Source organism: Flavobacterium kayseriense (genome assembly GCF_014305095.1).
Lineage (GTDB): Bacteria > Bacteroidota > Bacteroidia > Flavobacteriales > Flavobacteriaceae > Flavobacterium > Flavobacterium kayseriense.
On sequence record NZ_JACRUI010000001.1, the window covers coordinates 1,120,173 to 1,133,293 of the forward strand.

Here is a 13,121-nt window from a genome sequence, read left to right on the forward strand (position 1 = left end):
GTATCTATCATTGAATGTAGATGATTAGATGCATTGTGTAGATCAAAACCTATGAACGGTATATGTTATAATTACGTATGAAATGTGCTCTACTATATTTGTTAAAAAACATTTATGTACAAATTATTGTTAGTTCTTTTTCTAGGCGTTTTTATAACCTCCTGCGATTCTGATTTAGACGCGGGCGACTTTGTTGTAGGATCTGATTATTTATCAGTCAATAATAAAATTGTTTTAATCGATACCTTGACTGTAGATGTATCTACAATTAATCTAGATTCATTAATTACGTCAAATCAAGGACGTATTTTAGTGGGTAATTACGATGATCCTTATTTTGGAAAAGTGAGATCAGAGAGTTACATGCAATTGTCAGGTTACACCTATGCTCTAAATAGTATCAGTTCAGATATCGATGCTCCTAACTTTGTTTTTGACTCTATTCGAATGATACTGCGTCCTGATAAATATTATTATGGAGACACAACTAAGGTGCAAACGATAAGTATTCATCGATTGTTAGAAAAAGTTAAGGTTAAAGACGATGATAATTATTTTTATAATGATTCTAGTCTTTCCTACGATACAGAAAGTTTAGGCTCTATATCATATAAACCAAAACCTCTGGCGCAAGATACCGTGGTTGTAAGTATTAAAGATGTTTTTGGGGAAGCCTTATTTCAAAAAATCAAAAAAAGAGAGATAACTAACTTCGATGAGTTTACGGAGTATTTCAAAGGAATAGTCATTAAGTCGACTACCGCATCAACAACTGGCATGATAGGTTTTGATACTTCTAGCGTTCTCAGGTTGTATTATTCAAAGTTCTTAGGTGATACTGAGGAGTCGTTTCATTTGGATTTTAATATACTAGATCAAACCAAACAATTCAATGCTATTAACTCAGATAAATCGGGAACAGAATTAAGAAATTTAACTGGTTTTACTGGGAGTTTATCTAGCCTGCAAACAGCGAACAAAGCTTTTGTTCAGTCAGGAACGGGTGTGGCATGTCGTATTGATTTCCCCAACATAAAACAATTAAAATACATTTCGGCTAATGGAGCAATAGTTGATGCCGAGCTCATTATTAAGCCAGTTCAAAACTCCTCTTCTAATAGCTCTTATCCCTTGCCTGATTCCTTACGCGTATTTGTTGCTGATAAATTAAATAGGGTTACAGGCACGCTTAATAATACAGGTACGGCAACCTATGCTGTTTTGAGTACGCAAAATGACGAGTTTAATGAATATTTTGGTTATAAGGTTTCTATTGGGGCTTTTTTACAAAATGAGATGATCAAAAAATCCGACTCTAAATTGTCGCTATTGCTAACAATTCCCGATATTCTGAAATCAGTAGATCGGGTGCTGCTAGGTGATCAAAAAAATAAAGACAATAAAATACAACTCAAAATTTATTATATTTCTTATTAGATGAAAAATAAAATAGCACTTACTTTTATTCTGATTATTTTGGTATCGAATGTTTATTCGCAAAGTATATCAAGTTCACCCTATTCGATTTACGGTTTGGGTAGTCTGTATGACTCTAATTTTGGTTCTAACGCGTCTATAGGATCATCTGGTATTGCGTTACCATCTAGTAGCTACATCAATAATTTAAATCCGGCTTCTTTAGGTTTTATGTACACGAATCATTTTTTATTTGATATCGGTGGTCAAGCAATTCAGACTTCATACTCTAATGGAGCTAAAACAGAAAATCGTAATAATATGCAGTTTTCTCACATAGCGATGGCTTTTCCTGTGAGTACTAAAGCTGCGTTTAGTGTCGCTTTGAAACCGTATTCTAGCGCCACCTATACAATTTCAAATTTAGAATTGCCCATCGAAAATAGTACGGAGTCGTATACTATTAATGCATCAGGTTCGGGAGGATTAAATGATTTTAGTCTTTCTTATGGATATAAATTGGGTAAGAAATTTTCAGTAGGATTAGCAAGTGATTTCCTTTTCGGAACAATTACTGATAATAGAGATTATACCATTGCGAACTCTATTACGTCAATAGATAAAACGTCATACTATAAAGGAGCTCGGTTATCTTTAGGTACTCAAGTAAAAGTAGATTCGACCTTCATGGTAGGAGCTACTATTAAATCGCCTAGTCAGATCAAAGCTTCAAAGATTCAGTCAGTCATAGGATACAATATTGCAACAAGTACCTCAGCAACTATTGAAACGGATGCTTCATACGATGTGGTGGATTATTATATGCCACTCGAAATTGGAGTAGGAGTAAGTAAGGTTTTTAAAAATAATTTGAATTTTACGATGGATTACACCAAAAGTCTTTGGAATAGTACGAATCAATCTAGTCTTTACGGTACCTACGTGAATCAAGATAGGATTGCAGCAGGTTTCTCTTACTTTAAAACAAAAAGTGTTCGTACCTACTTTGATCGAATGAAATATGCAACAGGATTTAACTATGATACTGGTTACTTAGAAATCGATAACAAACGAATTAATAACGTTTACTTTTCAGTAGGAGTGTCTTTACCGCTTGAAGGGCGTACGTTCTCCGCTTTAAATTTAACGTACTCATACGGTCAGAAAGGTAGTATTAGCAGCGGTCTCATTAAAGAGAATTACCATAAGCTTTCTGTAAACTTGAGTTTAGACGGTATTTGGTTCGTGAAAAGAAAATACGAATAACTAAAATTCCTTTTGTATAACTTGATAGTTACATCCAATTATTTCTTGCAATACTTTTGGGTTTGTATTGGTGTAAAAAAGAGGAGCCACGTCTGAAGAAGTCGAGAAGCCTATTGTTTTTTGCAAAATCTTTTTGGTTTGTTTTGCAACTGCTTCTCCTGAGTCTATAATATGAATATGATCAGGAAGGATTTTCCTAATTTGCGGAATGAGGTACGGATAATGACTGCAGCCTAAAACAAGATAATCAATATCCTCCTCGATCATAGGTTGTAAATAGGAGTGAAGTAGCTGGTTCATTTCGGGTGAATTTATTTGCCCATCTTCAATAAGCTGAACAAGTCCATGACCTACTTGTTCGATAATTTTTGTATTGTGAAACTTTTGAGTTGTGTTGTAAAAAAGCTCGCTCGTCAATGTTCCTTGGGTGGCCAAAATCCCTATCTTTTGAGTTTTTGAATTAGTAGCAGCAGGTTTAATTGCAGGCTCTATTCCTATAAAAGGAACATTGTATTTAGCTCTCAGCTCTTTAATGGCATTAGTGGTTGCAGTATTACAAGCGACTACTATGAGCTTGCAGTTCAGTTTTAAAAGGAAATCAGTATTTTTCATGCTAAGGGTAACTATTTCCTCTTTTGATTTCTGTCCATAAGGCGCGTTCTTGCTATCAGCAAGGTAAATAGTTTTCTCTGTAGGAAGTAAAAGGTGTATCTCTCTCCATATTGAAGTACCGCCTATTCCTGAATCGAATATCCCTATGGGTTGGTTGTTGTCCATCAAAACAAAGTTAAGTTCTATGTGTTAATTATCCTAAAAACATAGTGCAAAAAAAAACCGCTCGTACTTAGTAGTAGAGCGGGTTTTATTATTTTATTACAGGTTTTTATTAGAAACCTAAATCTTTTTTAACGTCAGCAGTTAAATCAGTACCTTCAGCAAGTAATAAAGTTGATCCATCTAAAACATATTGGAATCCTTTTGCTTTTCCAACTTTTTGGATAGATGTTCTCACTTTTTCCATTAATGGTTTTACGATATCAGATTCTTTTTGTTGTAATTCTTTTTGAGCATTGTCTCTAAAATCAACAATTCTTTTTTGCATATCTTGAACTTCTTTAGAACGATCTCCATTGATAGCATCAGTAACTGTTGCAGATTCTGCTTCGTACTTTTTTAATTTTGCTTGATACTCCTCAACCATTTTTTTATAGTCAGTATCATAAGTTCCACTTAGTTTCTCTAGCTGCTTCTGAGCATCTAACATTGCTGGCATTTTAGCCATGATTTCACTTACATCGACATGTGCTGTTTTTGCTTGTGCATTAATTGTTTGCGTAGCACCAAAAATGAATATTGCAGCAATTAGTAAAGTTTTGATTTGTTTCATCGTTTTTAAAATATTAAGTAATTAATTTATTGTTTTATTGGTAATTTTTCTTCTTTCGCTTTTTTAATTGAATCTCTTTGCTGTAAAATTTGTAACCTTCTATCTTCTACTGCTTTTCTTCTGTCTTCAAGAACTTTCTTTTTGTCTTCTAATAATTTTGCTCGCAGGTCTGCTTGTTTTTTTTGTGCTTCTTCTGCGGCGATTCTAGCATTATCTTTTTCTGTGTTTACTGCCTTACTTGCTTCGGTTGTATCTCCTGATGTTGTATTGGCAGAAACCGTGCCATTCTTTTTGGCTGCCCTATCATCTAGTATTTTTTGTCGCCTGTCATCGAAGGCCTTTTTCTTAGCCTCTTGCTCTAATCTTCTTTCTTCGATTATTTTATCTCTTGCTGCTTTCTTTTCATCTAGCGCTTTTTGTCTGTCAGCTAATTGAGGGTTTGCATCGATAGCATCCTCTTTTTTTTCCTTCGCATCTAAATCAGCTTGCTGTTTTTTAGTTAGCTGTTCTCTTTTTTCAGTACGGTTTAAAACGCGTAACACTTGGTCACTGATGTCAAACTGCGTAGCAGCAAATAGCATGGTTAAATCAGATGACTTGTCAAAAATGAAATCGTATTTTCTAGACTCAGCTATGTCTTGTACTACAGTAAAAACTTGATCTTGAATTGGTTTTACCAATAAGGCTTTCTGATTTATTAAATCGCCATTAGCTCCAAATCTCTTTTGCTGAAAATCTAACATTTCATCCTCTAGGTACTTAATTTCAGTTTCTCTTTCTTCTATAAGTCCTTTAGTTAATAACGCTTTTTCTGCTTTTAGAGCATCTTTTATTTTATTAATCTCTACTTTTTTAGACTCTATATCTTGCTTCCACTTTTGAGCTTTTGACTCAAGTTGAATGCTAGCCTCGGTATAATTAGGAACATTTTGCAATATGTATTCCATGTCGATGTATCCCACTCTAGTTCCTCTCGCCTGCGAATGTAGTAAGTTTACCGTAATCGCGGCCAAAAATAGAAATAAAAATTGTTTTCTCATAGCATTATAGTATTTGAAAATCTATTGGCAATCCTAAAATTGTTGTCCAATAATGAAATGGGTTTCCCAACCATTTGGTGTTGTAGTTCCTGGTAAGGCATCAAATCCATGACCAAAATCTATTCCTAATAGTCCAAATGCTGGCATGAATACACGTAATCCAACACCTGCTGATCGGTTCAATGAGAATGGGTTGTAGCTTTTGAAATCAGCATATGATGATCCCGCTTCTAAAAATCCCAATGCATAAATTGAAGCTGATGATTTTAAAGTTATTGGATAACGTAGTTCTAGTGAGAATTTATTGTACACCGTGGCGCCAATTTGTTCTCCTCTTGCATTTATAGGCGTTAAAGAGTTGTTAGGATATCCTCTTAATTGGATTGTTTCTCTACCATCCATTGAGAAGTTTGCCATACCATCACCTCCTAAATAAAACCTTTCAAAAGGTACTAAACCTCGATCTTGATTGTAGGCTCCTAAGAATCCAAACTCAGTCAATGCTCTAAGAACGAATTTTCCGTAGACTTTAGTGTACCAATCGGCTTTGAACTTCACTTTATAGTACTCTAAAAAGTTAAATCGTTTTTGATCTACTTTTGCTGGATCTGCTGCAGCATCAGTAAAACTGAATACTTTATTACCAGATGCATCAATGTAATCACCAATACTAACTATATTTCCGTTTGCATCTACTTGATTTCCTCTGTCAACGGTATTTGTCAATTTATTTTCTTCTTGATCTCCTAATGTTTTATAGTCAATACCATTAAACAAAGAGTAAGGTGGTGTTAGTTTAGCCGATATGCTAAATTCTGATCCATAAGTTGGGAAAATCGGGTTTACACCTTTGTTGCTTCTGGATAAACCTACCGTGTATGCTAAGTTTTTAGAAGAGCCATTTCCGAAGGTAAACAATCCAGTGTTGTAGTTATTCAAGTCGTAATACTGGTAACTTAAAGATTGAGATAGAACGAAAAAGTCATCTGGTACAGTTAAACGTTTAGCTAATCCCACAGAAACAGTAAGTATATTAAAACTTTGAGATTTATCTACTTGTTGTGTTTGAAAATTATTTAAAAATTGCTTGCTGTATGAAATCGAACTGCTAAACTGTACTGGTTTCTTTTGACCAAACCATGGTTCAGAGAACGAAACACTATATGTTTGGAAATAGGTACTTCCTTGTAATCTTAAAGACACTTTTTGTCCGTCACCCATAGGTAATGGTTTGTAAGCACTTTTATTTAATAAGTTTCTTGCTGAGAAGTTATTAAAAGAGAGTCCTAAGGTCCCAATGAAACCACCTCCACCGTAACCACCTTGAAGTTCTATTTGACTTGAACCTTTTTCGACAAGTTGGTATTCTATGTCAACTGTTCCTGCGCCTGCATCTACATTTTTAAAAGCTGGGTTGATCGCTTCAGGATCAAAGAATCCTAATTGGCCAATTTCTCTAATAGTTCTTACTAATTCGTCTTTACTATATTTTTCTCCTGGTTTTGTTCGTAATTCTCTATAAATAACACGATCATTTGTTTTGTCATTTCCTGTTACGGTGATTTTATTAAAGTAGGCAAGTGGTCCTTCCATAACTCTAATTTCAAAATCAATGGTGTCATTAACTGTCTTAACCTCTACAGCATTAATGTTAGAGAACAAATAACCACTGTTTTGATACAGATTCGTAATGTCTTCGCCATCTGGCTTAGTCTTATCTGCGATTCTTTTTTCTAAAAGAACACCGTTGTAAGTTTCTCCTTTTTTTACCCCTAAAATTCTGCTCAATAATTGATCTGGATAAACAGTGTTTCCTAAAAATTTAATGTTACCAAAGTAGTATTTATTACCTTCTTCTACATTAATTTTAATTGCTAAAGTGTTTTTTGCTTTGTTGTAAGTAACAGAGTCAGAAACAATTCTGGCATCTCTATAACCTTTCTCTTTGTAAGAGGCTATGACTTTTTCAAGATCTGTTTTGTATTTCGCTTTTATGAATTTAGACGCTTTTAGTATGCGAATTGGATTCTTTTGCTTCGTGTCTTTCATTGCTTTACGCAATGTTTTATCTGATAATTTATCGTTTCCTACAAAATCAATCGAGCTAATTTTAATTTTATCGCCTTTATCAATACTTACAAGCATGTTGACTTGATTGATTGAAGCGGTATCTTTTACAATATTGATGTTTACCTTTGTGTTGTAGTATCCGTCTTTTTTGTATTTATTTTCAATGTAATTTTTGGTAGTAGTGATTAAATTTTCGTTAACAACTTTACCTTTGGTTAAACTGTTGTCTTTTATAAGGGCTTCAACTTTACCTTTTTTAACGCCAACAAATTTTACTTCTTTTAGCTTAGGCAGTTCTTTAATATCTAAATCAAGATAAATACTGTCATTTTCTATTCGATTGATATAAAAGCTAATTTCATCAAAAAGACCTAATTTACCTAGTTTTTTGATGGCTGCACTTATTTCTTCTCCTGGAATTGTTATTTGTTGTCCTTTTTCAAGACCTGCAAATGTTACTACGGTTTGATCATTAAAACTGATTTTAGTAGTAAGGTTTACATCGGCTAAAATGTATTTTTTACCTTGATCAAAAGGTACTCTATCTTGGGCTTTCATTTGAGAAAAACTTCCTAATAGAACTAGGGTAAGGACTGCTTTTATAGTTTTATTCAACACTAAAAAATTATTTAATTTGTTCACTTGTTTTTCCAAATCTGCGTTCTCTTTTTTGATAACTAATAATAGCCTCATATAAATTTTGTTCTTTAAAGTCAGGCCATAATACGTCTGTAAAATATAATTCTGCGTATGCTATCTGCCACAGTAAAAAATTACTTATCCTGTGCTCACCACTTGTTCGTATTAATAAATCTACATCCGGTAAATTTTGCGTGTAAAGATGCTCATTTATAATTGAATCGTCAATAGCGTCAATTGAAATTATATTATTTTTAACTTTATCACTGATGCTTTTAACTGCATTTACTAATTCTTCTCTCGACCCGTAACTTAAGGCCAAGGTTAAGGTCATATGGGTGTTGTCTTTTGTTTTTTCAATCACATCAAGCAGCTCAACTTGTGCTTTTTCTGGCATCTTTGATAAGTTACCAATTGCATTTAATTTAATTTGATTTTTTTGTAATGTAACTAATTCTTTCTTTAACGATTTAATCAATATTTTCATTAAGGTGTCGACCTCTAATTTAGGTCTGTTCCAGTTTTCAGATGAAAAAGCATAAAGGGTTAGATTCTTAATACCTAGTTTAGCACAAGTTTCGATGATTGTTTTTACGGATTTTGTTCCATTTTCATGCCCGAAAGCACGTAAAAGGCCCTGCTGTTTAGCCCAACGTCCATTCCCATCCATAATTATGGCTAGATGTTCGGGTAAATTAGTAGTATCTATAGTATCTAGTAAATCCATTTTTTAGTTTGCACAATAGCAAGGTTTCTGTCCAAAGGTATACGTTAACGTTAAACCTGATAGAACATACCAGTCATTATTATTTAAATTTCCAAAACGTAAAGGTCTCCAATTTTCGTTTGTTGGATTACTTCCGTCAATATTATCTGTAAGCGTTGCTCTAATACCTACTTCTGCAGCTAGAATTAATCTAGGAGATATTGATGCTTTTACTCCCAATATAATTGGTATTGCAAAGGCATTTTCCTTGCCGTCTTTTTCAGTACTTCCTGAGAGCACATATAATTCATCATGCTTGAAATAGGTAATTCCGCTGTAAACATAAGGCGTTATTTTTTGTCCTAATTCATGCAAATTAAAGTCAAAGAAATTAAATTCTAAACCTAAAGATAATTCTTTTACATTATTTTCAAAATAATAGCCTCTTTGGTTTCTACTAGGTTCTTTGGAGTCTGCATCATTTGATGTGATTTTAGACTGCATATAGGATACTCGCCACGAATGTCTCGGACTTTTATTCCATTTATAGAGTATTCCTAAAGCGGGCTCGTTTGGAGCAACATATGTTGTAGGTCCTACCTCACCAATAAAATTACTTCCTCCTAAAAAAAAACCTAGTTCATGTATCTGTGATTGCATACTAAAACTTAGGAAAAGGCATATAAATAAGCTGAAAATTTTATTCATTTTAATTTAAATTGCGTGCAAATATAATAATTATCAAAGCGAATCAATGCGCATTGAATTAAATGTGGATTTTTTTGAAAAATTAGCACAATAATTTAATGTAAATCTTGATATCTTGAAAATGAAACGGGAAAAGGCACAGGAATCGTATAATATGTCGTGAAAAGAATTAATTTCTTTTGTCCTGACCCCACAATAATTTGCTTCGTAAGGTTTTTAAGAAGGTCTCGTCCGGGATTTCGACCATGTTTATTTGAAAGGGAGTTTTAGTAATAGTTAGAATAGATTCATTTGCTACAGATGTAATTCTAGAGTCCAATGAAACTAAATAATTGTCCTCACGGCCGGAGACTTTCAATCGTATTACAGTTTCATCTGGAATAACTAGCGGTCTAGCATTTAAATTATGAGGAGCGATAGGAGTAATTACGAGACTTTTAACGTCGGGAGTTAATATTGGACCTCCACAACTTAGGGAGTAACCAGTAGAACCTGTGGGTGTAGAAATAATTAGGCCGTCAGCCCAATACGAATTTAAATATTCATCATTTAAAAAAGTATCAATCGTAATCATAGAGGTCGTATCCTTTCGACTTACAGACACTTCGTTCATAGCAAAATTGATGTCCTGCAGTGCTTCATTAGGTGGATCACAACTTAAGCTTAACAAAGTCCTTGGTGAAATCGAATATTTTTTATCAATCACTATTTGTAAAAAACTATCAATATCTTCCTTTTGAACTGTAGCTAAAAAACCAAGTCGTCCCGCATTAATACCTAAGATAGGAATGCCGGAGTCTCGTACTAAAGTAGCCGCTCTCAATATAGTGCCATCTCCGCCAATGCTAACCACGACGTCAAAACTATTATCTAATTCTGTATGTGATGAAAAAGTTTTGTATTCTTTCTTGATGATATCTTTTTCATACAGCAACTCAAGAAAATTAGCTTCAATAACTAAGTCCACATTGTTTTTATTAAAAAAGACAAATATATCTCTAATAATAGGTTCCGTACTGTTTTGATAATATTGACCGTAAATGGCTATTTTCATTGTGTTGTTTTTGAAACGTTTCGATTATAAATAATTGTAAGTTATCACCTTTAAATAATAATCATTCTTTTGATCTACATATTAAGGTACTTGTCAAGATAATCAGACCGTTCCTTTAAATTATTAATATAATCATCTTCATAATGCTCTGAGGTAATTTCATAATTATACCTTCTAAAAGTCTGTATTATTTCATTTATGGCACCAGTACTTATTTTAATAGTTACTTCCACGCTATTTAAATCAGAATCTGAAATGAATAATCCCAAAAGTTTCCCATTGTTACTCTCCACAATTTGAGCAATTTGTCCCATGGAGTAATCTTGAGTATTCTTTTTGACTTTAATGATGCTGCCTTGTTCTTTTAAGAAGGTAGTCTGATGGAAGAAAGTCATGATGTCATCAATTTCATAATAACCTACATACCCATTGTTTTCATCCAGAACCGGAATTAAATTAGAATGGTTTTTTGCAAAAACTTCTAGAACCTCTAGCCAAATGGCATCTTTACGCGTAAAAAAGGACTCTAGACTGTATTTGTAGTCTACTACTTTTTTCCCGTCCTCAAATGTTTCTATATCTTCGGCCACGATGCTTCCTATATATACGCCCTCTTCTACCACTGGAAAATGGGAAAAGTTCAAATCGTCAAAAAAATCCTTGACTGCGGCAATAGTTTCTTGGCTGTCAATAGCTTTGTAATCAGTCGTTATGTAGTTTGTAATTTCCATCTTCGTTAAATCCTCAATTTTTATGCAAAATAATCAAAAAAAGGCAAAATCGCCTACCTTTTACTTTGTATTTTTGTGCTATTAAAACAGTTACAACTAATCAAAAATTGTTCCAATGACAAAGTTAAGTGTTAACATCAATAAAATAGCTACTTTGCGAAATGCTCGTGGAGGAAATGTACCCGATTTGCTAAAAGTAGCCACCGATATTCAAAAATTTGGAGGGCAAGGAATTACCATTCACCCTCGCCCAGATGAGCGTCACATAAGGTACCAAGATGCTCGGGATTTAAAAGCAGTGGTCTATACCGAGTTCAATATCGAAGGAAATCCGCAGCACAATTTTATCGATTTAGTACTAGAGTGTAAACCAGAACAGGTTACACTTGTTCCGGATGCCATTGGTGCCATAACTTCATCTGCAGGATGGGATACCGTTCACAATCAAGCGTATTTAACTGAGATGATTCAGGAGTTTCAGCGCAACGGAATCCGAACTTCTATTTTTGTTGATCCACGCTTAGACATGATCGAGGGCGCAAAAAAAACGGGTACAGATCGCATCGAGTTATATACTGAGGCCTTTGCACATAAATATGGTCTTGGTGATCAAAAAGGTATCGAGCCATATATTGCAGCAGCATTATTAGCCAACGAATTAGAGCTTGGGATCAATGCTGGACATGATTTAAGTTTAGATAACATTCAGTTTTTTAAACAAAATATTCCGGGACTACTTGAAGTCTCTATAGGTCATGCGCTCATCGCAGAGTCGTTGTATCTAGGATTAGAAAACGTCGTAAATATGTATTTGCAAAAATTAAAATAAAATAATTGGTGCGAACTACGTTTTGAAAGAGGATTTTTTTTAAAATACCTGACAGCCACTGGCTGTCCTCCTCTTAATCTCAAATCTTACGCGCTCACAAACCCAAAAATATGCTGTATTCAAAAATAGAAGGAACCGGAAAACCACTTTTAATTCTACATGGATTTTTAGGAATGTCAGACAATTGGAAAACCATAGGAGGCAAATTATCCGAAGTTGGTTTTGAAGTTCATCTGCTAGATCTCCGTAATCACGGTCGTAGCTTGCAGTCACTAGAATTCAATTATGAACTCTTGGCTCAGGATGTTCACGACTACTGTGTAGGTCATAAACTAAGCAGTATTGATTTGTTAGGTCATTCTATGGGAGGTAAAACGGCCATGCTTTTTGCAACTAAATATCCAAATTTGGTGAATAAACTAATCATTGCTGATATTGGTCCTAAGTTTTATCCGCAACACCATCAAACGATCTTAGAGGGATTGAACGCAGTCAATTTTGCTGAAAAGCCAAGTCGTTCCGATGTTGAGACTATTCTAGAGAGTTATATTACCGATTTTGGAACGCGTCAATTTTTAATGAAAAGCTTGTATTGGCAAGAGCCAGGACAATTAGCCTTTCGTTTTAATCTAGCTTCATTCAATCAAAAACTAGATGAAATAGGAGTTGCCTTACCATCAGATCTAAGTTTTGATAAACCAACACTTTTCATTCGTGGCGCTAAATCTAATTACATAGTAGACAGTGATTTTGCCGACATAAAAAAGTATTTTCCACAAGCTATATTTGAAACAATTCCAAATGCTGGGCATTGGCTTCATGCTGAGGATCCACAGATGTTTTATGATTTAACGCTCTCCTTTTTGAAATAAAAGCTATTCTTCAAAAATAATATTATATTTAATAAAATTTATAAAACGAAAACTATGAAATTATTAATTAGAATTCTCGTTACATCGGCCTTAGTTTTACTGATTGCAAATTTCATGACGGGAGTACATGTAAGTGGATTTGCGACAGCAATTATAGTTGCCGTTGTACTAGGTTTACTTAATATCTTTATTAAACCTATATTGGTGCTGCTAACCTTACCTGTTACTTTTGTTACTTTAGGTTTGTTTTTATTGGTAATCAATGCGATTATTATTTTGCTCTGTGATACTATTGTGGGCGGTTTTGGTGTTGATTCTTTTTTTACAGCATTATTATTCAGTATCATTTTGTCGTTATCGCAGTCGATACTTTATGCTCTATTAGGCGAGAACAAATAGTAAC

General features: G+C 34.0%; 13 protein-coding genes. 5 read left to right on the forward strand and 8 right to left on the reverse strand.

What is annotated here, in order from left to right; genetic code table 11:
• Window positions 1-114 precede the first annotated feature (114 nt).
• On the forward strand, window positions 115-1,437 hold the full coding sequence (locus H8R22_RS04755; protein WP_187008686.1) for a DUF4270 family protein: 1,323 nt from the start codon (window positions 115-117) through the stop codon (window positions 1,435-1,437).
• Window positions 1,438-2,682 (forward strand): PorV/PorQ family protein, encoded by a 1,245-nt coding sequence (locus H8R22_RS04760; RefSeq protein WP_187008685.1) that lies wholly within the window; start codon window positions 1,438-1,440, stop codon window positions 2,680-2,682.
• Here the strand turns inward: H8R22_RS04760 and murI are convergent, their stop codons facing one another.
• The 8 genes from murI to H8R22_RS04800 all read right to left on the reverse strand — a co-directional run bounded on the left by murI (window position 2,683) and on the right by H8R22_RS04800 (window position 11,017).
• Entirely contained in the window at window positions 2,683-3,459 is a 777-nt protein-coding gene (gene murI / locus H8R22_RS04765) for a glutamate racemase (protein WP_187008684.1), read from the reverse strand.
• A 109-nt stretch (window positions 3,460-3,568) separates the two neighbouring features.
• Window positions 3,569-4,069: an OmpH family outer membrane protein gene (locus tag H8R22_RS04770; RefSeq protein WP_187008683.1), complete on the reverse strand. Its 501-nt coding sequence runs from the start codon at window positions 4,067-4,069 to the stop codon at window positions 3,569-3,571.
• 26 nt (window positions 4,070-4,095) lie between these two features.
• On the reverse strand, window positions 4,096-5,109 hold the full coding sequence (locus H8R22_RS04775; protein ID WP_187008682.1) for an OmpH family outer membrane protein: 1,014 nt from the start codon (window positions 5,107-5,109) through the stop codon (window positions 4,096-4,098).
• Between the two features lie 33 nt (window positions 5,110-5,142).
• A complete protein-coding gene (locus H8R22_RS04780; protein ID WP_187008681.1) occupies window positions 5,143-7,872 on the reverse strand; it encodes a BamA/OMP85 family outer membrane protein in 2,730 nt (909 codons plus the stop codon).
• On the reverse strand, window positions 7,805-8,545 hold the full coding sequence (locus H8R22_RS04785) for an isoprenyl transferase (protein WP_187008680.1): 741 nt from the start codon (window positions 8,543-8,545) through the stop codon (window positions 7,805-7,807). Before H8R22_RS04785 ends, H8R22_RS04780 begins: the two co-directional genes overlap by 68 nt.
• Window positions 8,546-8,548: 3 nt before the next feature.
• Window positions 8,549-9,232 (reverse strand): type IX secretion system protein PorG, encoded by a 684-nt coding sequence (gene porG / locus H8R22_RS04790; RefSeq protein WP_187008679.1) that lies wholly within the window; start codon window positions 9,230-9,232, stop codon window positions 8,549-8,551.
• Between the two features lie 169 nt (window positions 9,233-9,401).
• Window positions 9,402-10,286 carry an NAD kinase gene (locus tag H8R22_RS04795; RefSeq protein ID WP_187008678.1) on the reverse strand — a complete coding sequence of 295 codons (885 nt, stop codon included), beginning with the start codon at window positions 10,284-10,286 and terminating at the stop codon, window positions 9,402-9,404.
• A gap of 74 nt (window positions 10,287-10,360) precedes the next feature.
• Entirely contained in the window at window positions 10,361-11,017 is a 657-nt protein-coding gene (locus tag H8R22_RS04800; protein WP_187008677.1) for a CBS domain-containing protein, read from the reverse strand.
• 115 nt (window positions 11,018-11,132) lie between these two features.
• Between H8R22_RS04800 and H8R22_RS04805 the strand changes: the two genes are divergently transcribed.
• The 3 genes from H8R22_RS04805 (at window position 11,133) to H8R22_RS04815 (ending at window position 13,117) form a co-directional block, all read left to right on the forward strand.
• Window positions 11,133-11,846: a pyridoxine 5'-phosphate synthase gene (locus tag H8R22_RS04805; protein WP_187008676.1), complete on the forward strand. Its 714-nt coding sequence runs from the start codon at window positions 11,133-11,135 to the stop codon at window positions 11,844-11,846.
• A gap of 110 nt (window positions 11,847-11,956) precedes the next feature.
• On the forward strand, window positions 11,957-12,718 hold the full coding sequence (locus tag H8R22_RS04810) for an alpha/beta fold hydrolase (RefSeq protein ID WP_187008675.1): 762 nt from the start codon (window positions 11,957-11,959) through the stop codon (window positions 12,716-12,718).
• A gap of 54 nt (window positions 12,719-12,772) precedes the next feature.
• On the forward strand, window positions 12,773-13,117 hold the full coding sequence (locus H8R22_RS04815) for a phage holin family protein (protein WP_187008674.1): 345 nt from the start codon (window positions 12,773-12,775) through the stop codon (window positions 13,115-13,117).
• Window positions 13,118-13,121 lie beyond the last annotated feature (4 nt).

Coding starts and splice junctions, on each gene's coding strand:
- H8R22_RS04810 (WP_187008675.1), top strand. CDS start 11,957: ATGCTGTATTCAAAAATAGAAGGAACCGGAAAACCACTTTTAATTCTA.
- H8R22_RS04770 (WP_187008683.1), bottom strand. CDS start 4,069: ATGAAACAAATCAAAACTTTACTAATTGCTGCAATATTCATTTTTGGT.
- H8R22_RS04755 (WP_187008686.1), top strand. CDS start 115: ATGTACAAATTATTGTTAGTTCTTTTTCTAGGCGTTTTTATAACCTCC.
- H8R22_RS04795 (WP_187008678.1), bottom strand. CDS start 10,286: ATGAAAATAGCCATTTACGGTCAATATTATCAAAACAGTACGGAACCT.
- murI (WP_187008684.1), bottom strand. CDS start 3,459: ATGGACAACAACCAACCCATAGGGATATTCGATTCAGGAATAGGCGGT.
- H8R22_RS04780 (WP_187008681.1), bottom strand. CDS start 7,872: ATGAGGCTATTATTAGTTATCAAAAAAGAGAACGCAGATTTGGAAAAA.
- H8R22_RS04815 (WP_187008674.1), top strand. CDS start 12,773: ATGAAATTATTAATTAGAATTCTCGTTACATCGGCCTTAGTTTTACTG.
- H8R22_RS04800 (WP_187008677.1), bottom strand. CDS start 11,017: ATGGAAATTACAAACTACATAACGACTGATTACAAAGCTATTGACAGC.
- H8R22_RS04760 (WP_187008685.1), top strand. CDS start 1,438: ATGAAAAATAAAATAGCACTTACTTTTATTCTGATTATTTTGGTATCG.
- H8R22_RS04805 (WP_187008676.1), top strand. CDS start 11,133: ATGACAAAGTTAAGTGTTAACATCAATAAAATAGCTACTTTGCGAAAT.
- porG (WP_187008679.1), bottom strand. CDS start 9,232: ATGAATAAAATTTTCAGCTTATTTATATGCCTTTTCCTAAGTTTTAGT.
- H8R22_RS04775 (WP_187008682.1), bottom strand. CDS start 5,109: ATGAGAAAACAATTTTTATTTCTATTTTTGGCCGCGATTACGGTAAAC.
- H8R22_RS04785 (WP_187008680.1), bottom strand. CDS start 8,545: ATGGATTTACTAGATACTATAGATACTACTAATTTACCCGAACATCTA.